Source organism: Bradyrhizobium sp. USDA 4516 (assembly GCF_054055915.1).
In genome coordinates this window covers 6,025,484-6,049,532 of sequence record NZ_JBSRXT010000001.1, presented here as the reverse complement: position 1 = coordinate 6,049,532, position 24,049 = coordinate 6,025,484, and the positions used below count along the sequence as shown (strand labels likewise).

The window sequence follows — 24,049 nt, the reverse complement described above, 5'->3', positions numbered from 1 at the left end:
GCCGGCCCGGTTGGAGCCGGCATGAATCCAGTTTCTCAGGCCCCGATCTTCTTGGCGGCCGGAATCGTCCAAGTGCCGTTGATGATCGAGGGGTCGGTTTCCTGCGGCCAATACATCCGCAGCATGAGTATGAAATCTCCCTCGGGCGCAGGAAGCCAGTTCGATTCCTTGTCTTTACCGGGCGAGTCTTTCTGAATATAGAGATCGGTCGAGCCGTCCGGATTTTCCTTCAGATTTTCCCGCGCGCTGATCGAATATCGGTTGAGCGGATTGTTCACAAAGAAGTAGCTGCTGTCGTACATGGTGAGCGACCAGAATCCCTCGACCGGAGGCAAGTGGCCTTTGGGAAACCGCATGACGTATTTGTTCGCACCATTGTACTTGCGGCCATCCGCATCCTTTTGCGAGGTCGGATAGACGGCATCCTGCGGGCGGTTGGCGCCGAGTCCGATCGCGGTTACCAGGGCCCGCATCGGGTAGTCCGTCCCGTAGATGCCGGTTTTCGTCGTGAACGCAAAGCCGTTCTCATCCGTGATGGCCTTGTTGACCTTGAACTGAAGCATGATCCTGTCGAATGACACCTCGGGCACACGCTTCAGGAAGTCCGCCTTCAGCTTGGTCTCATCAAAGTCCCGCCCGGGTACGATGCCGATGCGGGCAAATTTGGCGAGCTGGGCCGCGTCTGCCGCGTTCGGCGGGTTGCTTTTCATGAGCTCGCATAGCAGCTTGAAATACGACACCGCGTCCATGCGATTGACCTGTTCGCGGACGGCCGTCTTCATGTCGATCGAAGGATCGACCTTTCCTGGAGGCGGTGTGTACGGCTTGCCGTAAGCACTGAGCGGAACGAGCTTGCACTCATCCTGCAGCTTGTGGACGGCGGCGTAGTCCTCCGGCGTTCCGGTGCAATAGATGCGGCCGAGCAGCCACACGATATTGGTGGGCGATTTGTACTCCTTCACGCCGTCCGGCAGCGTGCCCTTCCAGCCGGGCCCGGTGATGGCATAGGTTTGGGCACCGGTGCCGGTGGTGCGCTTCCCCGGCACCTGGAACACCGTCGTCCAGCCATCAAGCATGGGCATCAGGAAATAGCGCCCCTTCATGTCCGGGATGCTGAGGACCCACGGTTCTTTCCCGACGTCGAAGAAGGACGTGGTGTAGAGCGTGTCCGCGTTGGGCGCAGTAACATCACGGAACGACGCGTCCGGATATTGGCGCAGCTTGATGATATGGCCCATCGGCCCTCGCGTGCCCACGGGCTCCGCGACGTTGGTGATGATCCTCCGCGTCATCTCCATCGTCACCAACGGATAGCCGAATATGTAGGCGTCGCTCGCGAGCCAGAAGTCCTCCAAGCCCTGACCGACACCCGCGAAAGCTCCCTCCTCGGCGACGGCTGGTCGACCTATCGCCGCTCCGGTGAGCAGACCCATTCCGCCGAGCGCAAGATTGCGACGCGTGATCTCCATTGTTCTCTCCTTTGCAAATCGAATGGTCTTCAAACAATCGTCAGGCTGCTCCGACTGTCGGCCTGCCGTAAAAGGTGTCCGATCCCGCGGGTCAGGGCTGCATCCTGATCCCGAGCGCCGCTCTCATATCCTTGAAGACCGCCGCGATCGCCTCGATGATGAGTTGATCAGGATGCGCCTTGCAATGTTGGATTACTTCGTGCTCGGCCTCGCGGGACTTCTTGATGTCGAGGTAGTGCTTGCGCGCAAGCCCGTTGTACCAACCGCTGTACCAGGCAGTGAGAAGGTCGGCGTCTCCCTGCCATGTTCCGGCGAGTTGCGCGCAGGTCAGCTTCTGAACGTCCAGATAGCCTTCGGCGTTGGCGTAGGCGCTGAGGTCTGTCTGCGCGTGCGCCGACTGAATGCCGGCGACGATCAGCGATGCTGCGATCATAGCGGTTCGTCTCATGATGCTCTCCTGTGAGCTCGCGTGCCCGGCTTAGATCGCGGCCGATCTTCCACCTGTCGGCCCAGCGGCTTCGACGCGACGGTCGCGTTGCTCAGTAACAAGGCGGATAAGGATAGTATCCGCATCGGGGGGCGTAGTACGGATAGGCTGCCGCAGCTCCAAGCGCGGCCGCACCCGCGACTGCAGCGCCGCGGTAGTAAGCACCTCGCCAGGCGGTGCGGCGGGCAACGCCGGCAAAAGACAGCGGCGTGAATGGACGACCGATGATGTCGATAAAGATCGACGCCGGTCCATCAGCCCCCGCAAGGTCGCCTTCGAGCATATCGACATCGAAAGTCAGCCTGTCGCCTTCGAGCTTGGGCGATTTCAAGACGACGACGGCGTCCGCTACCGATGATCCGTCTTTCCTGAACCCGGACACCGTGGCGTTTGGAGGGTCCTTTGCGAAATTGTCACTGCCATTGCCCCAATCCTCGACAATGCGCGATGTGAGATCATGACCGGCTGCCCTCACGGGCCGATCGGCGAACACGATCGCATTCGGTGAAACCCCCGTCAGCACAAGCTTCCCGTCCTTCAAGCTCGCACCGCGCGAGTTGAGGACGAAGAGCGATGGCACGACTTCCGGCTTTGCCTGACCTATCGACTTCTCGAGCGGTACGTGTGGTTTGTTCTCGGGTGCAGTTTGGGAAAGCGCCTTATGGGGAGCGGCAATCAATCCGGCGACGCAAAATACCAACAGAGCTGAGCGAAGGGTCATGTTTGTTATTCCTTTGGGGAGCGCTATCTCGGCAATCAGCTTCGCTAAGCATTTCGCGCCAATTCAAATCGCGCGTCTTGCCATTTCGCGCCAATGATCGGAATTGTCATGGCCCAGCGGTGTGGGATCTCTTGCGATGGCCCGCTTTGCCCTGCCGATCGGCAAGTTGCCGCTGCCTGTAAACGATAGGTTGGATTTTCATCAAACGCACGAACCTGCGGCTGAAGCTGCTGGCGTTGCTGTAGCCGACGAATTTCGCGATTTCCGACAGCCGCTTGCTTGAGTCTACGAGCAAGCGGCAAGCGATGTTCAAGCGAACCTCCGCGAGTATGTCGCTGTGGCTGGTGCCCAGGCGACCAAGGTGTCGCTGCAACGTGCGCGAGCTGATCTTGAGGGCGCGAGCGGTGCTATCAAGAGTTGCGTCACCGTGTCGCAGCGACGCGACAATGACTGCGCGGACCGCCTGGGCTGAAGGCAATCGGACAGCTCTCATCGGTTGGTTTGAGGCGTGAAGCCCGTGCTCCTGCAAGAAAAACGACGCTTCAAGATAAAGCAGCTTCGTCCACCGATCTGGCCATCGGCCGCCAAAACTTTCGCGAACCGGAATTCGTCGAACGCGTCGTCGCAGCTGGTTTCGCGATAAAGACAACGCAAGACGAGTTCCGGCCTGCTAAGCTGCGATCGCGGCAAAACTTCTTGGGTAGGTAGTAATGACCGTCATTCCATTGACCCGTTGTCAATTTCTGATCCCGTTCGCTGAGCTCCATTCTGAAATAGGCGGCCCGACGGCAGCACTTCTCGCCAGATTTCAACTCCCGACGTCCTTTGAAGAAAAAGCGGATCATTACGTGCCTTTGCTGCCGGCGGTTCGGTTCGCGACGGCCGCTCAGCAAAAGCAGGGCCTATCGGAAATCGCCTTTCGCGCAGCCCAGCGGCTATCGTTCGAACATTTGAGCGAAGCCATGCGGGCGCGGGTGCGCCATGCGCCAACGCTTCTGGTTGCCCTGCAGCAAATTTGCCGGTGGGCGCCGTGCGAAGATACGATCCTCCAGCTATGGCTCGAGCCAAGCGGCGAGAGCTTGAAGATTTGCAGCAAGCTTACTGGAACGGAGGGCATTTCCCATCTTGAGATATCCCAGTGGCTTCAGAACATATTCGTCCTGCGCATCGTCCGTCAGTTCGCCGGGATCAGTTGGTCTCCGAGAGTGATTGCGTTTGAAGCACTCTATACGCCGAGCCCGGAGGTCCAGTCGCATTGGCCGAACACGCGCTTCATGTCGGGTCAAAAGGCGTCATGGATCGAAGTGCCGGCAGAACTCCTCAGTCTTGCAAATCCCGCAAACGACGTTCGGCCGACGCCCGCCGATCACGAGCCGCAGTCATTCGGAAAGGACGTCGTCAGCGCACTGAAGCTAAGCTTGCCCTCCTACCTTGATCAAGGAGGCCTCACGATCATGCAGGCCGCCGAGATGATGGGCGTGAGCACCAGGAGTCTGCAGCGGAGGCTTTCGCTCGCTGGTCTGACATATTCGGGTCTGCTTGAGCAGGCTCGCTTCAACAATGCGGCCAAGCTTCTGGGCAGCACAGAAATCAAGATCATCGACGTTGCATTCTCGTCGGGCTATGCCGACCCTGCCCACTTCACGCGGGCTTTCCGCCGGATTTCCGGCTGCACCCCACGGGAGTTTCGGCAAAGGTCGAGCAACGGACAAGCCACGATCGATCGGCCTGCCTCCCGATCCAATGGCAATCGCCGCGCCTAGGGAAGGTTCTCGCCTTGAACGCGCCGCCACGTAACAACGCGGGGCTCCTGGCTCCCGGATCGATCTTGAGCGCGGCATTGTGCGCGCTGCTTATCGCCGTCCCGGTTGCGCAGGCCTTTGCCGCAAACGATGATGGCCTTGCCAATGCTTCGGTGCCGACGATCTATCTCGACCTCAGGACGATCTACGCACAGGTTCCGGCAGGATCGCTCGCGTTCGGCTTTGGCCATCCGACGCTGTTCAATACGCAGACGCTTGCGACATCAGGCGGCGCGGCATTTCCGGTCGGCCTGCCAGCAGCGAAATCCCTCAATATGGATTTTCCGCTGACGGTCGATGTCACCGAGAGCGCCTCGCTCTATGCCGGCGTCTCCGGCAGTTCGACGAGCTTTGGAAGCTCCGGCTTTTCGTCCCTTCAAATCACAAGCTGGAACATCGGCTTCCAGGCCGACCTTTTCGAGCAGAACGTGGAACCTTTCCTACCGTGACGCTGCAGTCGACTATCACAAAGTCGATTCCCGATGGTCCTCTGAGCACAACCTCCTTCAACAACATTCTCGAATTTGACTATGCGCTCGATTCCGATGAGACCAGAGGCTTCCTCAGCGGTTTCCAATACACGCGAACCGACGTCGACGGTGCGCTGGGCAGGATCAACCCGAACACGATTGCCTATGTCGGCGGCTACTATCAATGGCCGAACAATTGGAAATTTACCGGCCGCGTGGGCGTGCAATCCTTCGAGGGCGCGCAGCTTCTGAACCTCGCATCAATTCAGCCCTTTGCGCAACCGATCGTGCGGATCGATCTCGACCGCGTGGACGATAATGACAACCGACTGTTTGGCGTCACAGCCGAAATCATGTGGGTGCGAAACCGGCCTATCAACTGACGTTCAGAACGCCTCTGTATGCCGTCAAGAACTAGCCGGCGCCCCGGCCGCCCGAGCAAGCAAGCACCGAGACCATCCGACGAGGGTGCGAGCGACCCGCCCCCGACCGTGCTCCTACGACAGGTAGTTCTGCCCCGGTCACTTTGACTGCGTCCTCTGCGGCCGTCACCGGGTCGGCCATCGGCGCGCCGGGATGCTGCGCCAATCGGTGCAGTGACACGGCCAAACAGTCATGGCGTCAGCAAGTTACCTCGAAAACCGAAGCACGCTCGCGGCAACCAATCGTCCGGCTATTGTTGATCGTCGATCGGTTTGACCGAGTAGGCCGGCGCGCGCACCGGCTGGATCGTCAGCCGATAGGCGATCAGGTTGGTGCCATCGAAGGCCTCGAGCAAGTAGTCGCAAACGGGACAGCGATACTCACCCTTGGCACCAGGTTCGGACCATAGCTCCAACCGCCGGAAACCTGCGCCACAGCACGCGCACGTCACATCCGCTTTGCGCACGTTGATCCTCTTGGCTGCGTTCCGCAGGACGTAAAAACACCAGGTGAACTCGGCAATGAAACGATGGCTGTCGCCTGACTGAGGCGAAAAGCAAATGCCATGGAACTCACGTTCGCATTCCAGGCAAGATGCTTCGGCAGCAAAGTACAGATTGGCCTGGGGTTGATGACAGCTGCCTGACCCTTTTGGAATGCGCGCCCTACTGCATTCCGTTGATCTACGTCAATCTCGCGAGGCGAAATTGTCGCAGTGTCGCCGTTCGCAAATTGTCCCATAGGGAGGACACGCCATGCTTCGTTGCATCCTCGCCGCTCTGGCGGCTCTGGTTCTCGTCGCTGTCTGCCTGATTCCTGATGACGCCTATGCCCGTCGCGGAGGAGGCGGCGGCTTCCGCGGCGGCGGAGGCGGCTTTCACGGCGGCGGGATGCGCGGCGGTGGCATGCATGTAGGCGGCGGAAGAGTTCACGGTGGAGGATATCGCGTTGCCGGCCGTCCAGGTGGCCGACCGATTGCAGGGCGTCCGGGCTATCCCGGTCGACCGATTGCAGGGCGCCCTGGCCGCCCGGTCGCCGGCTATCCCGGCTACGGCAGAGGCTACTATCGGCCGGGCTGGGGTTATGGTGCTGCCGCCGTCGGCGCTGCAGCCGCAGCCGGCGCGTATGGCGCCTATGGCTACTACGGCAACCAAAGCTGCTACTACAATGAATACGGGCAAATGGTCTGCCCGCAGTATTGATCCGGCTGAGCTGCAATGGATGGACGTGCGGTTGCACCGCACCGGCTCGCTGTCGAGCTTCGGTCAGGCATCGGCATGTCCATTTTGAATGGATCGATCGCAAAGAGACGCCACGATCGCCATCGTGGCGGTCCCTTGAATTTTGCTTTTCCAAGGAGACGGCTCGATGGAGTACGACGCCTTCACCGACGCGAGCCTTAAGATGATGTACGAGGCTGTTCGCGGCGCGCTCGAAGCCGACGATGAGTTCGAGGCAAACGGTGAAGATCCAAAATTCCGGATCCGGTCGACGGCCGAATGGAAGCGGCATGCCAGCAATCTTGAGGCCGAGATTCTGAAACGGGGGCTCCAGATCGACATCATCGACTGGACGCGCGGTCAGAGCGAGCTACCGCTCTAAAGCCATCAGGGGTCCGCGTGAACGCGACGAAGAACACGCGCCCTCGTCCGGATTGGTGCCGGCAACGCTCGCCGTTGATCAAACCGGGCCGTGCGATCCAGGTGGCACCATGTACAGGGTCATGGCGAAAATCACATAGATGAGCACGAGCAAGGCGCCGATAAACCATGCCGACCGTCCGCTGTTGGTGATGAAGCAGGACGTCACGGAGGCGATCATGACCATCGTCACGGCGCCCGGCCAGAACTGCAAATCCATCGGCTTCGGACCGACGACGTAGCTCAGAAGCACCAGTGCCGGCGCGACAAACAAGGCGATTTGAGACGCGCTGCCGAGCGCGATGCTGACGCTCATATCGAGACGGTTCTTGCGCGCCGCAGAAAACGCGACCGCCATTTCTGCCGCGGCGCCGACCAGCGCGACGATGATGAAACCGACGAACGCCGGGCTCAATCCCAGCGTCTCGCCCGCTTTCTGCACCGAGCTGACGAATATTTCGCTGACCAGCGCAACCAGCACCGTGACGACGAGAAGGGTGCCTAACGCAAGTCCGATCGGCCAGCCGGCGCCGCCGGTTTCGCCATGCTCCTCGCTTGCGAACAGCTCCTTGTGTGTCTTGAGCGAGAACAGCAAGCCGAGCCCATAGGCGCATATCAGCAGCACAGCGAGGCCCGTACTGAGAGCCAGCGCCATGGCCTCGCCGCGCGCCGGATCGAGGTCGGCGACAGCCGAGGGCGCAAGCAGCGCAATCGTCGCCATCAGCAGCAGCGCTGCATACATCCTCCCGCCGGCCCGGTTATATTCCTGAACGTGATGGCGGAGCCCCCCGAGCAGGAACGATGCGCCGAGCATGAAGAGTGAATTGGTGACGATGGCACCAGCGATCGATGCCTTCACCAGCATGTATTCGCCGGCATGCAGCGCAGCGATCGCGATAATCAGCTCGGTCAGATTGCCCAGGGTTGCGTTGAGCAAGCCTCCGATTGCGTCGCCCGTTTTCTCCGCGACGCTTTCCGTCGCGTGGCTGAGAAGGGCAGCCAACGGCACGATGGCCAGCACGGCGAGCACAAACAGTGCTGTGTGGGCGGACGGAGCTGCCGTCTCGACCACCAGCACAATCGGCACGAAGACAAGCATCCAGAATAATGGATTGTGACGAATTTCCTTGAGCAGAAGGTGCATGGGACCGCCCGGTCGGTGGGAGTTGGACAGCAATTTCTGAACACCTTGGACCGCCCGCGCTTAATCTAGCTCAACCCGCAAACAGCCGACGTCGCTCGGTATTTTGCGAACGGTCAGAAGAGCGTTCCTGCCTCCGGCTCCCTGCCCCTTTGACCTAGATCAACCGGCAGCCGATCCGGCTATGTTTTCCTTCTCGGGACGTCCAAGAAAAGCAGCTCAGGAGTTTGCAATGACGAGGAACGCAGCCGCAGCAGCGATTGCACTTTTGATGACAACCTCGTCTCTCGCCATCGCAGCAGAGACATCCCCGACTGTCGGCGTTGCGCCACCCAGCGCCGCCGACCTGAAGAGCCTGACCGACATGCGCGTCGGCATCGTCAAGGCCGCCTTGCAGCTGACTCCGGATCAGGAGAAGTACTGGCCGGCCATCGAGGATGCGATCCGCACCAGAGCGAAAAATCGGCAGGCTCGGTTGGAGCGCATTGCCGAATTGCACGAAAACGGACCGATGGACGGAATGCATGAAGGCAATCCGGTCGAATTCATGCAGCGCAGGGCGGATCGGCTGATTCAGCGCGGGACCGACCTCAAGAAGCTCGCCGATGCCTGGGAGCCGCTCTACAAGACATTGAGCGATGATCAGAAGAGAAGGATGGCGTTCGTGTCGTTCGCTGTCATGCGTAGCGTGCGAAATGCGATCGAGCAGCGCGGCGGTCCGGAAGACGAGGACGAGTAAAGCCAAACGGGCGCAGGCGTCTACGTTGCGGGGCGATTCCATGTCGCGGCGCGCATCGCCGCTTCGCCAGAGGCAGCGCCGCGTTCATCAACCGGCGGTCATTCCGGCGGCGGAAAGCGGTCGAAGGTCGGCAGCTCATGCGCATCCTCCATCCAGCGCAGCCGCTCCGCGACCTGGATATGCATCGTGGCCGGCACCGCGTCGGGATCGTCATAGGTGCCGCTCTGGATGTCGATGAACCCGGGCAGCATGTTGCCATTGGTATAGAAAAGTCCGCTGCCGCAGTTCGCGCAGAAGTGCCGCCGGCCATGCTCCGAGGATCGGTAGATCCTGGGCTGCCCCTTGGTCACCTTGACCATGTCCTCGGCAACCATGATCCAGCCAACCATCGGCGCGCCGGCGTGGCGCCGGCAATCGGTGCAGTGGCACAAAGCATGGACGACCGGTTCGCCGGTCACCTCGTAACGGATCTCGCCGCAGTGACAGCCGCCGGTGACGTCAGCCATGTTTTCCTCCGCTCGATCAGTGGTTTGCCGGATCGATAACGCTGCGAGCAGCAATGCTTCAATTGCGCATCTTGCCCTTGCGTCGAGCTGTCGCGCGGTCCCCTGCGCCTGCCGATCATGCGGGCCGGCGTCGCAGCTCACGAAATCGTCATCCCTGCCCTCGGCCCCGCCGAGGCCTCGGGAATAAAGCCCCAGCCCCGCCGATCACCTCCCCGGAAACCCAATCCCTGGGCCCACGGGAGACTTGCCATGAGCGGACACGATCACGACCATCGCGATGAGGAAAAAGGCGTCAGCCGACGCAAGGTGCTGGAATGCATGACCTGGGCCGGCACCGGCGTGCTGTGGACCGTCACCGGCGGCGTGCCGCATTCGCTCGGCATCGTCGGCTCGGCCGCGGCTGCGGAAGCTGCGCCCGGCATGACCTTCATGCAGATCAGCGACAGTCATGTCGGCTTCGACAAGCCGGCCAACCCGAACGCCATCGGCACGCTGGAAGAGGCCATCAACAAGGTCCGGGCGATGCAGGTCAAGCCGTCCTTCATGATCCACACCGGCGACATCACGCATCTGTCGAAGGCATCCGAATTCGATGACGCCGATCGCATCATCTCGCAGGCCAAGCTCGACGTGCACTACGTGCCGGGCGAGCACGATTTCATCGACGAGGAGGTCAAGTTCTACAAGGAGCGCTACGGCCGCGGCACCAAGGGTCCGGGCTACTATTCGTTCGATGCCGGCGGCGTGCATTTCATCGGCCTCGTCAACGTCGTCGACCTCAAGGGCGGCGGCCTCGGCAATCTCGGCAACGAGCAGCTCGAATGGCTGGAGAACGACCTCAAGGGCCGCTCGAAGTCGACGCCGATCGTGCTGTTCGCCCACATCCCGCTGTGGACGGTCTATCCGCAATGGGGCTGGGGCACCGAGGACGGCGCCCGTGCGCTGGAATACGTCAAGGGCTTCGGCTCGGTCACAGTGCTCAACGGCCACATCCACCAGGTGATGCAGAAGGTCGAGGGCAACGTCACCTTCCACACCGCGCGTTCGACCGCCTTCCCGCAGCCGGCGCCGGGCTCCGCCCCCTCGCCCGGCCCGATGAAGGTGGAGGATGCCAAGCTGCGCAGCATGCTCGGCGTCGCCAGCATCAACTTCAAGCAGAACAGCCAGCCGCTGGCGATCATCGACACGCCGCTGCAAGGCTGAGGGACAAGACCGATGAGTTCGATCAATCGACGCGACTTCGGGATCGCCGTGGTCGCGACCATGCTGCTGCCGGTCACGGCGGCCCGCGCCGAAGATACCGCGGTTCACATCGACAACTTCTCGTTTACCCCGCCCCAGCTCGAGGTGAAGGTCGGCACGACCGTGACCTGGACCAACCGCGACGACATCCCGCACACCGTGGTGTGCGCGGGCAAATTCCGCTCCAAGACCATGGATACCGACGGCACCTTCTCGTTCACCTTCACGGAGCCCGGCGAGTACAAGTATTTCTGCTCGCTGCATCCGCACATGACAGGCAGTGTCAAGGTTGGGTAACGTGACAACCCATACAATCACAACCATGCCCGGCCGGTGGCCCTCCGCCCCCGGCCGGGCACGAGCCGTCTCTCGACATGCCGGGCAGGACACGATGGTTGTCAACGCGTCGCAAGACGATCCCGAAAAGGCGCGGCGCTTCCGCGAGGCCGCGCTGCCGTACCTTGACGACGCCTATACGCTGGCCCGCTATCTGCTGCGCGATGCCGCCGACGCCGAGGATGCGGTGCAGGAATGCTATCTGCGCGCCTACAAGCATTTCGACAGCTACCGCGGACCTGCGATGAAGCCGTGGCTGTTCGCGATCCTGCGCAATGTCTGCCGCGCCGAATATGCAAGGCGCAAGACCGCCCCGACCGCGGTCGAGGAGTTGCCCGAAGGCGGCGAGCAGACCCCGTTATGGAATGAAGCCCCGGAGACCCCGGAAAAGCAGCTGCTGCGCCGCTTCGACGGCGAGACCGTGCGCAAGCTGGTCGCGGCGCTTGCCGAGCCGTTCCGCGAGACCTTCGTTCTCAGGGAAATCCAGAATCTTTCATACCGCGAGATCGCCGATGTCGCCGCCGTGCCGGTCGGCACCGTGATGTCCCGCCTCGCGCGTGCCCGCGCCATGCTGCGATCGGCCTGGCTTGCGGAACAGGAGCAAGCGAAATGACCTGCGAGGAAGCCGAAGTGCTGATCCACGCGCTGATCGACGGCGAACTCGACGCCGGCCATGCGCGCGAAGTGGAAGTCCATGTCGAGGGGTGCGCGCATTGTGCCGCGCTCATGAAGGAGTATCAGGAGATCCGCCAGGCGATCGCCGAGAGCGATTTGCGCTACAAGGCGCCGCTCGAGCTGCGCCGCAAGATCGAGAAGTCACTGCCGCAACCGCAAGCGCAGGCGGCGCCGACCCGGCGCTCGGTGCTGCGCGGCTTCGCGCTGGGCTCCGCGGTGTCGGCGATGGCAGCGACCGGCCTTGTCGCGATCGTGCTGCGCAACGATGACGAGCAGCGCATCGAGAACGAGGTGGTGTCGGCGCATCTGCGTTCGCTGCAGGCCGGCCACCTCACCGACGTGATCTCGACGGATCAGCATACGGTCAAGCCCTGGTTCAACGGCAAGCTCGACGTCTCGCCGCCGGTGATCGATCTCACCGCGCAGGGCTTTACCCTGATCGGCGGCCGGCTCGACTACGTCAACGCCCGCGAGATCGGCGCCGTGGTCTACAAGCGGCGCCAGCACGTCATCAACCTGTTCGTGGCGCAGACAGCGAACACCGAACGCAAGGCGGCGAAGATCTCGACACTGCAGGGCTTCAACATCCGCCGCTGGAGCGACCGCGGCCTGAACTACTGGGCGGTCAGCGATCTCGGCGCCGACGAGCTCTCCGAGTTCGGCGACAAGTTCGAGGGCGCAATGCGCGCCAACAAGGAGGGGTGAAATCTTGTAGCCCGGATGGAGCGAAGCGCAATCCGGGAACGGTCTTGCCAGTTGCGAGAATCCCGGATTTCGCTTCGCTCCATCCGGGCTACAGGTTCGAAACTACGCCGACTTGCGCACCGCGTTGTCGACCAGCGTCTTGCCGAGCGACCAGATCGCGCCGGGCACCTTGTGGCTGCCGGCGATCACGTCGTCGAACGACTTCTCGATCCAGGTGCAGTCCTCTTCGGTGATCATGAGCGGCGGCAGCAGCTTGATGGTGTGGAGGCCGTGGCCGGCGACCTGGGTCAGGATCTTGTGATCCTTGAACAGCGGCACCGTGATCAGCTGGCAGAACAGGCCCTTGTTGGCGGTCTCCAGCAGATTCCACGACGCCTTGAGCCGCAGCGATTTCGGCGGACCGAACTCAACGCCGATCATCAGGCCTTTGCCGCGAACTTCCTTCATCAGTTCATAGCCAGGCACCATGCGCGTCAGCGCAAGACGGAGCTCGGCGCCGCGCTTGGCGGCGTTCTCGACGAGCTTCTCGGCCTTGATGACGTCGAGCGTGGCAATGCCGGCGGCCATCGCGAGATCGTTCTTGGCGAAGGTCGAGCCATGCACGACCGCGCGGTCCATCTGGTTGAAGATCTTGTCGAAGATGTTCTTGCGCGTCAGCAGCGCGCCGATCGGCACGTGACCGCCGGACAGCGCCTTCGCCAGCAGCACCATGTCCGGCTCGATGCCCCAATGCTCGATCGCGAGGAATTTTCCGGTGCGGCCGATGCCAGTCTGGATCTCGTCGGCGATGAACAGCGTGCCGTATTTGCGGCACAGCGCCAGCGCGCCGGGCAGGAACTCGTCGGTGGGCATGTTGACTCCCTTGCCCTGGATCGGCTCGACGATGAAGGCGCCGACCTGGCGCGACGACAGCGCCTTCTCCAGCGCTTCGAGATCGTTGAAGGGAATCGGAGTGCAGCCCGGCAGCAGCGGCTCGAATCCGCCGCGGAAATTCGAATCATCCGTCAGCGACAGCGCGCCGTAGGACAGGCCGTGGAACGAATGCCCGCAATAGACGATACCGGGGCGGCCGGTCGCGCCACGCGCGAACTTGATCGCGGCTTCGACGGTTTCGGCGCCGGAATTGGCGAAAAACACCTTGTCCAGGTATGGAACATGTTCCAGAAGACGTTCAGCGAGCACGCCGGCGAGCGTCGAGACATCGAGCTGCACGAGATTGGGCAGATCGGCGTCGAGCACGCTCTTCAGCGCCTGGCGCAGGGCCGGATGATTGCGGCCAATCGCAAAAACGCCAAATCCGCTCAATAGATCAAGGTAACGAGCCCCCTGACGATCGAAGAGGTATTGGCCTTGCCCCTTCTGGAAGCCGACGTCGTAGCCGATGGTCTTGAGAACGCGAACGAGCTGCTCGTTGAGGTGACGCGTATGCATGGCACCGCGCTGCCCCTCGCGCTCCACAAAAATCTCGGAAACGTCTAAATTGGAACTTACCATTCGTTACATACGTCGGTTGATGGCCATCTCGTCAACTTAAAACGCTCGCTAGCGGCGTTTTGACCCCGCTCGGATCGTCCAGTTAAGCACAGGTTTGGACCATGTTGCACTGCCCAAGAACTTTCGCGCGTACAATAGCCTTTTCAGGTTTATTTTTGGCCACCGTATTATCACCGGCACTTGCAGCGGACCCGACCGGCGACTGGAAGGTCGCTGACGGTGTCGCCACCATCCGCGTCGCCCAGTGTAATGGCAACATGTGGGGTGCGGTGTCTTGGGAAAAAACCCCAGGCGGCAAGGATAAGAACAATCCTGATCCTGCGAAGCAGAGCAGGCCGACGCTCGGCATGCCGATCCTGATCGACATGAAGAAGAAGGCCGGCGCGGATGCGTGGGAGGGTCAGGTCTACAACGCCAAGGACGGACAGCTCTACAGCTCGACCATCAAGCCCGTCGGCACCGATCAGCTCGAGATCCAGGGCTGCGTGCTCGGCTTCTTGTGCGGCGGCGAGACCTGGACCCGCGTCGGTCCGCCGATTCCGGTGAGCGCAGCCGGCAGCCCGGCGGCGAAGGGCACCCAGCCCAAGTCAACAGCACCGCAGAAAACCACCGGTGCCGTGGCGCCGGCCACCAAGCCGGGGCAAAAGCAGGCCCCGGGCAATGCCAATGCGCAGGCTGACGCCGTGGGCGATATCTGCCTGCTCCCCGACATCGCGCGACCGACGCATTAGCGGAAACCTGCGGGAACACCGTCCGCTGACATCGCGGCTCGGCGGCGCCTGCCGCCAAGCCGGTTCGACAGCGAATCGCCAACGCGTCAGGTGACGTCGTTGGCGATGTCCTCCTCCTTGACCTCGCGCGGCTTGCCCATCAGCGCCGGCTGGAACAGCAACACCGCCGCGAGCGTGGTGACCAGCGAGAGCGCCAGCAGCTTGCCCATGCTGGCGGTGCCGGGATGGCTCGACAGCCACAGGCTGCCGAACGCGGTCGCCGTGGTCAGCGCGCTGAAAAAGATCGCGCGTGTCAGGCTCGACTGCAGCAGATTCGTCCTGCCCTGGCGCCACGCCGTGACATAGTAGATCTTGAACGCCACGCCGACGCCGAGCAGCAGCGGCAGCGCGACGATGTTGGCGAAGTTGAGCGGCAGCCCGATCAAGACGCAAATCTCCAGCGTGACGATGCCGGCGACGAGGAGCGGCACCAGCGTCATCAGCACGTCGACGACGCGGCGCAGCGTGAGCCACAGCAGCAGGCTGATCGTGACCAGCGCCAGAATGCCGGCGTGGACGAACGCCTTCACGATGACGTCGCCCGACTTCAGGATCGAGACCGGTCCGCCGATCGCGGTCGGCTCGGCGGCGAGCACGGCGTCGGCAAAGCGGCGCAGATTGTCGTTGTCGTTCGGATCGCCCTTCGGCTCCACCTCGACACGCATCAGGCCGTCCTTGGTCTTCCAGCTGGCGACGAGTTCCGGCGGCAGGTTCTGCAGCGTGACGGTCTGGGCCTGCAGCGTATTGCGGAGCTGATCGAACACGATCTTCATCGGCGCGACGAATACGTCCTGCGCCTTGTCGCGGGTCGCCTCATTCGCATCGGCGAGCTTCTGCAGCGCGTCGGCGAGCCGGCGCGCGGCCAGCGCACCCGGCCCCTTGCCGTCGCCCGCGGTCTTGCGCAGGCCGTCGACCGAGCTCTTCAGCGACTCGACATTCTCCTGATCCGACGGCGCCGGATCGACCGAATCCGGGTTGAGCGCGGGGCCGAGCGTCTTGGCCGCCTGCGCGATCAGCTTCAGCTTGGCCGGCTGGTCGTCGGGCACGAAGCTGTCGAGCGACATCACGCGCGACACTTCCGGCAGCTTCTCGAGCTTGGCCTCGATCTTCTTGGCGTCGGCTTCCGAGCGCGTCATCACATTGATGGCATTGGCGCCGGTGTTCGGATCCTTCCTCAGGTCGAGGAAGGTCGCGATCGATTCCACCTTGGAATTGCGCAGATTGATCGGGTTGAAGTCGAACTTCATGTAATGGAGCAGCGGCAGGCCCGCGACCGTGACCAGCAGCGTGCCGACGATGATCGGAACGCGATGCTTCTCCAGGAAGTTATCGAGCGGCGCCAGGAAGGCGTAGCCGACCGGCTCCTTCTCGCCGGGCGGATTGAGCAGATCGAGCAGCGCCGGCAGCACCGTGATGCTGGTGACGAACGCCACCAGCATGCCGGCGCCGGCGATCTTGCCGAGCTCCGAGATGCCCTTGTAGTCGGTCGGCAGGAAGCAGAGGAAACCGGCAGCGGTCGCCATCGCGGCGAGCGACAACGGCACCGCCGAGCGGCGCGCCGCGTTTTCCAGCGCCAGCGTCAGATTGTCGTTCTTGAAGCGCTCGGAGCGGTAGCGGACGCTGAACTGGATGCCGAAGTCGACCCCGAGGCCGATGAACAGCACGGCGAAGGCAATCGAGAGCAGGTTCAGCGAGCCGACCATCATCAGGCCGACCGCCGTGGTGATGGCAAGCCCGATGAACAGGTTCACGAACACGGCGAAGATGATCTTGCCGGAATGCAGCGCCATCCAGAGGATGACCAGCACGATCACCACGGTGCCGATGCCGTTGGTGATCGCGCCGTCCTGCACGGTGGCGTATTCCTCGTTGGCGATCGGCACCGGTCCGGTCAGGCGAACGCGCGCGTGATATTCAGTCGGGAATTTCAGATCGGCCGCCGCCTGGCGGATCGCATCGGTCGCGGCCTTGCCCGGCTCCAGCGCCGAATAGTCGATGATCGGCTTGATCTCGATGAAGGCGCGCTTGTCCGAATCGGTCAGCGGCTTGTCGCTGGTGAGCTCGCGCCACGAGAAGGTCGCGTTGCCCTTGGCGAGGACGGTCTCGACCGTCTCGGAGATCAGGTTGAAGGGCGGCGCGGCATTGTCGAGCTTGACCTGCCCGCGCTTGACGCCGGCAAGGCCGGTCTCGAGCGCGCCGGTCAGGCCACGTATCGAGGGATCGCCGGCCATGATCTCGATCAACGGTGCAGCCGATTCGAGCTGGCCCGCGACCTTGCCGACCTCTTCGGTCGGCAGGAACAAGAGGCCATTCTTCTCGAAGAATTCGCCGGAGCCGAGCGCGGTGATCGCTTCGAAGTTCTTCTTGTCGGCCTGCAGCTTCGCGGTGAGCGCCTTCGCGGCCGAGCTGGTCAGCTCCGGCGTCGCTGCCTCGACCACCGCCAGGATCAGCCGCTCGCGATCAAATGCTTCCTCGAACTGGTTGTCGCGCTTGCGCCAATCGAGATCCGGCGAGATCAGCTTGTTGATGTCGGTGTTGATCGAGAAGTTGCGGGCCGTGTAGAAGCCGGCGCCGATCGACAACAGGACAGAGATAATCACAACCGGAAGGGCAAAACGCGTACAGGTTCTAACAACGGAGACGACAATATTTGTCAGCACTTCGTTTCTTTCTATCTCGGGGAAGCATGGCCGAAAACGCCCGCTCTGTAGCGGAGTTCCCGGGACCGATCTAATGTTGTTTTGGTTATCTTCCTCGACGGGACAGCGAGGAGGTTCCAAACCACAGGAACGGCCACGAATGGCCGGTATAAACCGCATCAGTGGGCGATAAAGTGACGAACAAGTGAGGGAGACGGACGGTCGCAGGGGTCGAAATCCACACCATATTACCTCTAACGCCCCTAGTCCGTGACCACGCCCCCATCGAACCGCTACCTTTTTGCCACAAATCGCTGTATTTCCATGCGCTTGGGGCGCAGATCCCGCCCAGGAACTGTGATGGCTCAGACATTGCAACTGACGTTGCGACGTCCGACCTGTGGAGTGCGTTGCCGAAAAGGCCGCAGGGCATTGAACGAGATTGGTGCAATTTGCGTAACGGACGTCAGATGGAAGTGTTTCTTGCTCAGCCGCGCGGCTTTTGCGCGGGCGTTGTGCGCGCGATCGAGATCGTCGAACGCGCGCTCGAGAAGTATGGGCCGCCGGTCTATGTCCGCCACGAGATCGTGCATAACAAACACGTCGTCGAGAGCCTGAAGAAGAAGGGCGCGATCTTCGTCGAGGACCTCTCGGAAGTGCCGGCCAAGGCGGTGACCGTCTTCAGTGCCCATGGCGTTGCTAGGAGCGTCGAGGAGGAGGCGGAAGCCCGCGATCTGCCGGTGCTCAATGCCACCTGCCCGCTCGTCACCAAGGTCCACAACCAGGGCAAGCGCTATATCTCGAAGGGCCGCGCGCTGATCCTGATCGGGCACGCCGGCCATCCCGAGGTCGAGGGAACCATGGGCCAGGTTCCGGGGCCGGTCCTGCTGGTCCAGAGTGTCCAGGACGTGGCGGAACTGAGGCTGCCGAGCGATACGCCGGTCGCCTACATCACCCAGACCACCCTGTCCGTGGACGACACCAGGGACATCATCGCGGCCCTTCAGGCAAAATTTACAGATATTCAAGGCCCGGATATCAGGGATATCTGCTATGCGACACAGAACCGCCAATCTGCGGTAAGGGACCTCAGCAAACTGGTTGACGTCATTTTGGTGGTGGGGGCCGCCAACAGTTCCAACTCGAACAGGCTTCGTGAAATCGGCACCGAGGTCGGCGTCGCGAGTTATCTCATTGCCGATGGGAGCGAACTCAATCCGGATTGGCTCAAGGATGCGAAGGCCGTCGGCATTACCGCGGGCGCTTCTGCGCCCGAAGTTTTGGTCGACGATGTGATCGAGGCTCTGCGGCGGATCGGACCGGTGTCGGTCTCGGTCGTTCCGGGCCGAGAAGAGAATATCGAATTCCGGCTGCCAGCCGAACTGACTGCGGGCTGATCTGAACCACATCCCTTTGATAAGTGCAGAAAGAAATCGTCTAATGGCTATACCGTTCTTCAAGGAAATGCGTATCGGCGGCTATCTGATCAAGCAGAAGCTGCTTGGCCGCAAACGCTATCCGCTCGTGCTGATGCTGGAACCTTTGTTCCGTTGCAACCTCGCCTGCGTCGGCTGCGGCAAGATCGACTATCCCGATGCGATCCTCAATCGCCGCATGACGGCGCAGGAATGCTGGGATGCGGCCGATGAGTGCGGCGCGCCGATGGTGGCGATCCCCGGCGGCGAGCCGCTGATCCACAAGGAAATCGGCGAGATCGTGCGCGGCCTCGTGGCCCGCAAGAAGTTCGTCTCGCTGTGCACCAATGCGCTGCTGCTCGAGAAGAAGCTCGATCTGTTCGAGCCGTCGCCCTATTTGTTCTTCTCGGTGCATCTCGACGGCCTGAAGGATCATCACGACAAGGCGGTGTCGCAGAAGGGCGTGTTCGATCGCGCCGTCTCGGCGATCAAGGCGGCGAAGGCGCGCGGCTTCACGGTCAACGTCAATGCCACAATCTTTGATGGTCATCCGGCCGAGGAGATCGCCAAGTTCCTCGATTTCACCACCGAGCTCGGCGTCGGCGTCTCGATGTCGCCGGGTTACGCCTATGAGCGTGCGCCCGACCAGGAGCACTTCCTCAACCGCACCAAGACCAAGAAGCTGTTCCGCGACGTCTTTGCGCTCGGCAAGGGCAAGAAGTGGAATTTCATGCATTCCGGCCTGTTCCTCGACTTCCTCGCCGGCAACCAGGAATACGAGTGCACGCCATGGGGCATGCCGGCGCGCAACATCTTCGGCTGGCAGAAGCCCTGCTATCTGCTCGGTGAGGGCTACGCCAAGACCTTCAAGGAGCTGATGGACACCACCGACTGGGACACCTACGGCACCGGCAAGTACGAGAAGTGCGCCGACTGTATGGCCCATTGCGGCTACGAGCCGACCGCGGCGACCGCCGCGATCAACAATCCGCTGAAGGCGATGTGGGTTGCGCTGCGCGGCATCAGGACATCAGGCCCGATGGCGCCCGAGATCGACATGTCGAAGCAGCGTCCGGCGCAGTACATCTTCGCCGAGCAGGTGCAGAAGAAGCTCTCGGAGATCCGCCGCGACGAGGCTGCGGCCGCCGCCGCCAAGCAGCAGGCGAAGGCCTCGACCGCCGCCTGACGAGCGAAAGCAACATGAAAGCCCCGGTTCAGCGAACCGGGGCTTTTTTTCGTTCAGGATGCCGCCTGCTCTTCCAGTCTCGTGCGCAGAAGCAATTTCTCGATCTCCGCCGCGCGCGGAGCGCTAAGTGTACCGCGCTCGATCCCGAGCGGGACATTGCGCAAAGCGAGCTCGCGATACAGCGCGCCGGATGGAGGAAATCGCTCATCCAGCGCCCGGAGGTGCTTGAGGATCGTTCCGACGTCGCCGCGCGCCACGCAGCCGCCCATGCCGTTGGCGAGGCCACCGTCGAGAACAGCCGCGACCGTCCCCCGCAGCAGCGGCATCATCGCGCGCAACGCGTCGGCCTCGCTGGCGCCAAAGCTCTTCCAGAGCTCGACGCCCTCCTTGAGCAGCGCGATCAGGAACGGACCGACGTAATAGGCCGACGCATGATAGAGCGCCCGCGCACCGGCCCGCAGCGCGAGCGGTTCACACCCGATGCGGGTCGCAAGCCATTCCAGGTCACGCCTGAAGTCACCCTCTGCCTCGATGCCGACGGTGCATCCGCGCAACCCCTCGAGCGCGACGTCGGGATTGGCGAACATCTGCATCGGATGAAATCCGCCGGTCGCGGCGCCTGCGGATTTCGCGTGATCGAGCGCGGCCAGTTCGGTCGCACCGCTGCAATGAACCACGCGGTGACGCGGCTCCCAGCGCAAATCGCGGCAGACCGGCAGGATCGCGTCGTCGCTCACGGTGAGGAACACCATGTCGCAGCGGTCGACGACCTGCTGCGCGTCCGTCATCGGCCGCGCCGACGGGGTGCGGGATCCGAGCCGCTGCGCGGCATCGGCACCGCGGTTGTAGAACGCCGCGACGTTCAGCCCCGCGCAGGCGAAGGCCGGCGCGAGCGTCTGCGCCACGCGGCCGGCGCCGATGAAGCCGATCCGCAACGCCGCCAGCGCCGTGCTCATTGCGCGTAGCTCCCGTCGATGCGGTCGAGCCTGCGCCGCAGCGCCGGCCATTCCAGCAGGCCGTACCCGGCTTGCAGATTTTGCGCCGCTTCATTCAGCACCGGATTGGTGTCGCGCTCATTGTCCAGCGTGATCTCGGTGCCGGCAAAACAGGTCACCGTGTTGCCGATCGCCATCTCGGTCGGCGCATGCAGCGGCCGGCCACAGCCGAGCGCGTCGACCTGGATCCGGCAGGCCTGCTCCAGCCAGTAGATCGCGTTGAACGCCTGCGGAATCGTGTTGCCGCACACCAGGAGGCCATGATTGCGCAACACCAGCACATTGTTGCGACCGAGATCAGCGACGACCCGGTCGCATTCCTCCCGATCGATCGCCGGCCCCTCGAAATCGTGATAGCCGATCCGACCGTGAAACCGCATCGCCGTCTGCGACAGCGGCAGCAGCCCCTCGGCAAGCGTGCTGACGGCGATGCCTGCCCTGGTGTGGGTATGCAGGACGCAGTTCACGTCGGGCCGCGCGCGATGGATCGGGGCGTGCAGATAGAAGCCAGCCACGTTGACGTTGTAGCCGTGGTCGGGCTGCAGCAGGGTGCGGCCCTCGATGTCGATCTTGACGAGGCTCGACGCCGTGATCTCCTCGTACAGCATGCCATAGGGATTGATCAGATACTGATCGTGACGCCCGGGGACCTGTGCACTGATGTGATTGTAGATCAGGTCGGTCATTCCGTAGAGCGCGACCAGGCGGTAGCACGCCGCAAGATCGACCCGGGTTGCCCACTCCTGTTCCCCCACGACGGCCCTGATATCGCTGACGGCACAAACTTCGGTCTGACGCATGTTACTGGAGCCCTTGGTGACGAATGACGGTGGCGCGCTCAACGATACGGCTGAGGCCTTCCGTCGACGGAAGCCCGCCGAATACCTGCATCCCGTCCGCGCCAAGCCTGGATTTCACGAACAGATCGGCGGCAGCGGCGTCGCCATGCCTCAGCATCTCGGCGGCCTGCAGCGCATGCGCCATGCGGGTGACGAGCGCTCTCGCATGCCCGTCGTCCGGGTATCGAGCACGCAAGCGATCGGCGAGGTCGTCCGTGCTTCGGTCATAGACCGGATTGAGGCCCCTGCTCGCACGCAACTCGTCGACGAATGCGTCCCGGCAATTCGCATCGCGTTGCATGGCGCGCAAAACGTCCATGCACATCATGTTCGAGGTGCCTTCCCAGATCGAATTCAACGGCGCCTCGCGATAGAGCCGGGCCATCGGATTCTCCATGATGAAGCCGTTGCCGCCATGCACCTGCAGGCATTCATAGGTGAAGGCCGGCGCGCGCTGGCAGTTCCAGAACTTCATCACGGGTGTCGCGACCCGCGCCAGCAAGCGCTCGTGTTCGCTTGTCTGCAGGCCATCGGTCGCGCGCGCGACCCGAAACGCGCCGAGCATCGCCGCCTCGCTCTCGAGCGCGAGGTCGGCGAGCACGTTGCGCTGCATCGGAAGCTCGGACATCGGCTTGCCGAACGCGGTTCGGGTTTGCGCGTGGTTGAGGGCGAGGCTCAGCGCCTGGCGCATCAGCCCGGCGGAGCCGACAGCGAAATCCAGCCGCGTCAGATGGGCATGCGAAAGGATTTCCGCGATGCCGCGGCCCTCTTCGCCGACCAGGATCGACCACGTATCGTGGTACTCGATCTCGCTCGATGCGTTCGATCGGTTACCGCACTTGTCCTTCAGGCGCTGAATGTGGATACGGTTGGCGCTGCCGTCCGGCAACAGGCGCGGCACGAACAGGCAACTGACGCCGGACTGGGTGCGCGCCAGCGTGTAGAATCCGTCGGCCACCGGCACCGAGAAGAACCATTTGTGGCCGGTGAGCGCATAGATCTCGCCATGCGCGCCGCGCTCGACAAAGCGCGCGGTGGTCTGGGTCTCACGCAGATCGGAGCCGCCCTGCTTTTCGGTCATGGCGTAACCGATGACCGCGGCGCGCTTGGCCTCGATCGGAAGCCGCCGCGGATCGTAGTCCGCCGCCAGCGTTCGCTCCCGCCACAAATTGAATTGCGGCTTGCCGGAGAACCCGGCGATCGCGGCGTACGCCATCCCGGTGGGGCAACCGACGCCGTTCTCGATCTGGTTCCAGAGATAGCTCAGCGCCGCACGCACCAGATGGCCGTGTGGTTCGCGCGTCGACCAGGCGAGGCTATGCACCTCGCTCCGGAACGCCAGCGCCATCAATTGATGCCAGGCCGGATGAAATTCGACCCAATCATTGCGGTTGCCATACCGGTCATGGGTCAGGAGCTTCGGTTCGTGCTCGTTGGCCAGCCGTGCCGCCTCCTGCACGGATTCGCTGCCGGCATGAGCTCCGAGCGCGGAAAGCTTGTCTTTCGCCCACGGCGCGATCGTCGCGATCAGGCCACTCAGCGCGCGGTCGTCATCGAACGCATTGAAGCCGAGCGCCGGCCGCGCCTGATTGCGTACTTCATGGGTCGCAAACGGAGCGGCTTTCGCTTCAGCGACGGCAACCGGCTGGACGCGCGCGTTCATGCGGAGACTCGCGATACAGGGATGAGTTCAGGCGTGGCGTGGCGAAACAGCATGCGCGCGGAAAGCCCTGCGATCGACTGTGCGATCGCCTTCGCCGCGTCGGAATCGGGGGCCGCTTCGGGCGCAAGGGGACCGACCAGCGCCTCCATGAAGGCGCCGGTCACGCAGGATGCCGCGACGTTCGCGTCGATCTCGACGAACTCACCGCCGGCGATACCGCGCCGAACCAGCCTTGCGATCTGATCGGCCAGGGCCGCCCGGTATTTCAGGCGCGCCGCGTCGATCTCGGGTTCACAGGGTTCGGCAATCAACGCGTACGCCAGGCGGCGGCCGCGCATCGCCCGGACCGCGAAAGTGTAGATCGCGTCGACCAGGCACTGGGACGCCGAGCCTTCCGCCTCGACGATCGCGGCGACGACAGCCACCTCGCGCTCGGACACCAGGGCGAGCACCTGCGCGTACAGGTCCGCCTTGGAGTCGAAGTAGCGATACACGCTGCCTGTGGCCACGCCGGCCCGTGAGGCGATCAGGGCGATCTGGGCGTCCTTCCAGCCACTCAGCGCCACGGCCTCCCTGGCGGCATCGAGAATACGCGCTTTGGTTTCGACCAGTTGGTTGAGGCGAACGGCAGCGATTGCCATAGTGAACCTTAATTCATGAATAAAGGATCATAGTTCATTTTCGGATGAATA

26 protein-coding genes are annotated in these 24,049 nt (G+C 62.6%); 13 read left to right on the top strand and 13 right to left on the bottom strand.

Going from position 1 to position 24,049, the window contains the following annotated elements; all coding sequences use genetic code 11:
• Nucleotides 1-35: 35 nt before the first annotated feature.
• The 4 genes from ACVI1L_RS27535 to ACVI1L_RS27520 all read right to left on the bottom strand — a co-directional run bounded on the left by ACVI1L_RS27535 (nt 36) and on the right by ACVI1L_RS27520 (nt 3,170).
• The gene (locus tag ACVI1L_RS27535; protein WP_141339518.1) at nt 36-1,469 is read right to left on the bottom strand and encodes a DUF1254 domain-containing protein; all 1,434 of its coding nucleotides are present in this window, start codon (nt 1,467-1,469) and stop codon (nt 36-38) included.
• A 91-nt stretch (nt 1,470-1,560) separates the two neighbouring features.
• A complete protein-coding gene (locus ACVI1L_RS27530) occupies nt 1,561-1,902 on the bottom strand; it encodes an HdeA/HdeB family chaperone (RefSeq protein WP_057015680.1) in 342 nt (113 codons plus the stop codon).
• A 106-nt stretch (nt 1,903-2,008) separates the two neighbouring features.
• Complete coding sequence (locus ACVI1L_RS27525; protein WP_244558961.1) at nt 2,009-2,677, bottom strand: hypothetical protein; 669 nt, start codon at nt 2,675-2,677, stop codon at nt 2,009-2,011.
• A gap of 106 nt (nt 2,678-2,783) precedes the next feature.
• On the bottom strand, nt 2,784-3,170 hold the full coding sequence (locus ACVI1L_RS27520; RefSeq protein ID WP_456784330.1) for a helix-turn-helix domain-containing protein: 387 nt from the start codon (nt 3,168-3,170) through the stop codon (nt 2,784-2,786).
• A 217-nt stretch (nt 3,171-3,387) separates the two neighbouring features.
• On the opposite strand from ACVI1L_RS27520, the gene ACVI1L_RS27515 reads away from it, so the two are divergent.
• The 3 genes from ACVI1L_RS27515 to ACVI1L_RS27505 all read left to right on the top strand — a co-directional run bounded on the left by ACVI1L_RS27515 (nt 3,388) and on the right by ACVI1L_RS27505 (nt 5,332).
• Complete coding sequence (locus tag ACVI1L_RS27515; RefSeq protein ID WP_456784329.1) at nt 3,388-4,440, top strand: helix-turn-helix domain-containing protein; 1,053 nt, start codon at nt 3,388-3,390, stop codon at nt 4,438-4,440.
• Nucleotides 4,441-4,505: 65 nt separating this feature from the next.
• On the top strand, nt 4,506-4,928 hold the full coding sequence (locus ACVI1L_RS27510; protein ID WP_456784328.1) for a hypothetical protein: 423 nt from the start codon (nt 4,506-4,508) through the stop codon (nt 4,926-4,928).
• The gene (locus tag ACVI1L_RS27505; protein ID WP_456784327.1) at nt 4,925-5,332 is read left to right on the top strand and encodes a hypothetical protein; all 408 of its coding nucleotides are present in this window, start codon (nt 4,925-4,927) and stop codon (nt 5,330-5,332) included. Before ACVI1L_RS27510 ends, ACVI1L_RS27505 begins: the two co-directional genes overlap by 4 nt.
• Before the next feature lie 290 nt (nt 5,333-5,622).
• Here the strand turns inward: ACVI1L_RS27505 and ACVI1L_RS27500 are convergent, their stop codons facing one another.
• The gene (locus ACVI1L_RS27500) at nt 5,623-5,838 is read right to left on the bottom strand and encodes a hypothetical protein (RefSeq protein WP_168856488.1); all 216 of its coding nucleotides are present in this window, start codon (nt 5,836-5,838) and stop codon (nt 5,623-5,625) included.
• Nucleotides 5,839-6,127: 289 nt separating this feature from the next.
• Between ACVI1L_RS27500 and ACVI1L_RS27495 the strand changes: the two genes are divergently transcribed.
• Together ACVI1L_RS27495 and ACVI1L_RS27490 are read left to right on the top strand one after the other, a co-directional pair.
• Nucleotides 6,128-6,574, top strand: a complete 447-nt coding sequence (locus tag ACVI1L_RS27495; RefSeq protein WP_076833062.1) for a hypothetical protein — start codon at nt 6,128-6,130, stop codon at nt 6,572-6,574.
• Between the two features lie 166 nt (nt 6,575-6,740).
• Nucleotides 6,741-6,974 carry a hypothetical protein gene (locus ACVI1L_RS27490; RefSeq protein WP_456784326.1) on the top strand — a complete coding sequence of 78 codons (234 nt, stop codon included), beginning with the start codon at nt 6,741-6,743 and terminating at the stop codon, nt 6,972-6,974.
• 78 nt (nt 6,975-7,052) lie between these two features.
• Here the strand turns inward: ACVI1L_RS27490 and cax are convergent, their stop codons facing one another.
• Entirely contained in the window at nt 7,053-8,156 is a 1,104-nt protein-coding gene (gene cax / locus ACVI1L_RS27485) for a calcium/proton exchanger (RefSeq protein WP_076833060.1), read from the bottom strand.
• A gap of 181 nt (nt 8,157-8,337) precedes the next feature.
• On the opposite strand from cax, the gene ACVI1L_RS27480 reads away from it, so the two are divergent.
• The gene (locus ACVI1L_RS27480) at nt 8,338-8,892 is read left to right on the top strand and encodes a Spy/CpxP family protein refolding chaperone (RefSeq protein ID WP_233475477.1); all 555 of its coding nucleotides are present in this window, start codon (nt 8,338-8,340) and stop codon (nt 8,890-8,892) included.
• A 98-nt stretch (nt 8,893-8,990) separates the two neighbouring features.
• Here the strand turns inward: ACVI1L_RS27480 and ACVI1L_RS27475 are convergent, their stop codons facing one another.
• Nucleotides 8,991-9,398 carry a GFA family protein gene (locus ACVI1L_RS27475; protein WP_076833057.1) on the bottom strand — a complete coding sequence of 136 codons (408 nt, stop codon included), beginning with the start codon at nt 9,396-9,398 and terminating at the stop codon, nt 8,991-8,993.
• Nucleotides 9,399-9,647: 249 nt separating this feature from the next.
• Here ACVI1L_RS27475 and ACVI1L_RS27470 point away from each other — a divergent pair, with 249 nt between their 5' ends.
• The 4 genes from ACVI1L_RS27470 (at nt 9,648) to ACVI1L_RS27455 (ending at nt 12,356) form a co-directional block, all read left to right on the top strand.
• The gene (locus tag ACVI1L_RS27470; RefSeq protein ID WP_456784325.1) at nt 9,648-10,601 is read left to right on the top strand and encodes a metallophosphoesterase family protein; all 954 of its coding nucleotides are present in this window, start codon (nt 9,648-9,650) and stop codon (nt 10,599-10,601) included.
• A 12-nt stretch (nt 10,602-10,613) separates the two neighbouring features.
• Nucleotides 10,614-10,937 carry a cupredoxin domain-containing protein gene (locus tag ACVI1L_RS27465; protein ID WP_028331706.1) on the top strand — a complete coding sequence of 108 codons (324 nt, stop codon included), beginning with the start codon at nt 10,614-10,616 and terminating at the stop codon, nt 10,935-10,937.
• A 94-nt stretch (nt 10,938-11,031) separates the two neighbouring features.
• Nucleotides 11,032-11,589, top strand: coding sequence for a sigma-70 family RNA polymerase sigma factor (locus tag ACVI1L_RS27460; protein WP_018270594.1), 558 nt, complete (start codon nt 11,032-11,034; stop codon nt 11,587-11,589).
• Nucleotides 11,586-12,356 carry an anti-sigma factor family protein gene (locus tag ACVI1L_RS27455; protein ID WP_057015688.1) on the top strand — a complete coding sequence of 257 codons (771 nt, stop codon included), beginning with the start codon at nt 11,586-11,588 and terminating at the stop codon, nt 12,354-12,356. The genes ACVI1L_RS27460 and ACVI1L_RS27455 overlap by 4 nt, the downstream gene beginning before the upstream one ends.
• 102 nt (nt 12,357-12,458) lie before the next feature.
• Here the strand turns inward: ACVI1L_RS27455 and hpnO are convergent, their stop codons facing one another.
• A complete protein-coding gene (hpnO, locus tag ACVI1L_RS27450) occupies nt 12,459-13,850 on the bottom strand; it encodes an aminobacteriohopanetriol synthase HpnO (RefSeq protein WP_057015689.1) in 1,392 nt (463 codons plus the stop codon).
• 101 nt (nt 13,851-13,951) lie between these two features.
• Between hpnO and ACVI1L_RS27445 the strand changes: the two genes are divergently transcribed.
• Nucleotides 13,952-14,581 carry a DUF2147 domain-containing protein gene (locus ACVI1L_RS27445; protein ID WP_057015690.1) on the top strand — a complete coding sequence of 210 codons (630 nt, stop codon included), beginning with the start codon at nt 13,952-13,954 and terminating at the stop codon, nt 14,579-14,581.
• An 86-nt stretch (nt 14,582-14,667) separates the two neighbouring features.
• On the opposite strand, the gene hpnN is transcribed toward ACVI1L_RS27445, so the two are convergent.
• A complete protein-coding gene (hpnN, locus tag ACVI1L_RS27440; protein ID WP_456784324.1) occupies nt 14,668-17,280 on the bottom strand; it encodes a hopanoid transporter HpnN in 2,613 nt (870 codons plus the stop codon).
• Between the two features lie 449 nt (nt 17,281-17,729).
• Between hpnN and ispH the strand changes: the two genes are divergently transcribed.
• Both ispH and hpnH read left to right on the top strand, forming a co-directional pair.
• Nucleotides 17,730-18,656 (top strand): 4-hydroxy-3-methylbut-2-enyl diphosphate reductase, encoded by a 927-nt coding sequence (ispH, locus tag ACVI1L_RS27435; protein ID WP_076833051.1) that lies wholly within the window; start codon nt 17,730-17,732, stop codon nt 18,654-18,656.
• A 43-nt stretch (nt 18,657-18,699) separates the two neighbouring features.
• Nucleotides 18,700-19,860 carry an adenosyl-hopene transferase HpnH gene (gene hpnH / locus ACVI1L_RS27430; RefSeq protein ID WP_028331712.1) on the top strand — a complete coding sequence of 387 codons (1,161 nt, stop codon included), beginning with the start codon at nt 18,700-18,702 and terminating at the stop codon, nt 19,858-19,860.
• Between the two features lie 53 nt (nt 19,861-19,913).
• Here hpnH and ACVI1L_RS27425 read toward each other — a convergent pair whose 3' ends face one another.
• From ACVI1L_RS27425 to ACVI1L_RS27410, 4 genes are read right to left on the bottom strand one after another with little or no spacing between them, the layout of a single operon-like run.
• Entirely contained in the window at nt 19,914-20,816 is a 903-nt protein-coding gene (locus ACVI1L_RS27425) for a Rossmann-like and DUF2520 domain-containing protein (protein WP_456784323.1), read from the bottom strand.
• Nucleotides 20,813-21,655 (bottom strand): class II aldolase/adducin family protein, encoded by an 843-nt coding sequence (locus ACVI1L_RS27420; protein ID WP_456784322.1) that lies wholly within the window; start codon nt 21,653-21,655, stop codon nt 20,813-20,815. Before ACVI1L_RS27420 ends, ACVI1L_RS27425 begins: the two co-directional genes overlap by 4 nt.
• Nucleotide 21,656: 1 nt before the next feature.
• Nucleotides 21,657-23,357, bottom strand: coding sequence for an acyl-CoA dehydrogenase family protein (locus tag ACVI1L_RS27415; protein WP_456784321.1), 1,701 nt, complete (start codon nt 23,355-23,357; stop codon nt 21,657-21,659).
• Nucleotides 23,354-23,998, bottom strand: a complete 645-nt coding sequence (locus ACVI1L_RS27410; RefSeq protein ID WP_057015695.1) for a TetR/AcrR family transcriptional regulator — start codon at nt 23,996-23,998, stop codon at nt 23,354-23,356. Before ACVI1L_RS27410 ends, ACVI1L_RS27415 begins: the two co-directional genes overlap by 4 nt.
• Nucleotides 23,999-24,049 lie beyond the last annotated feature (51 nt).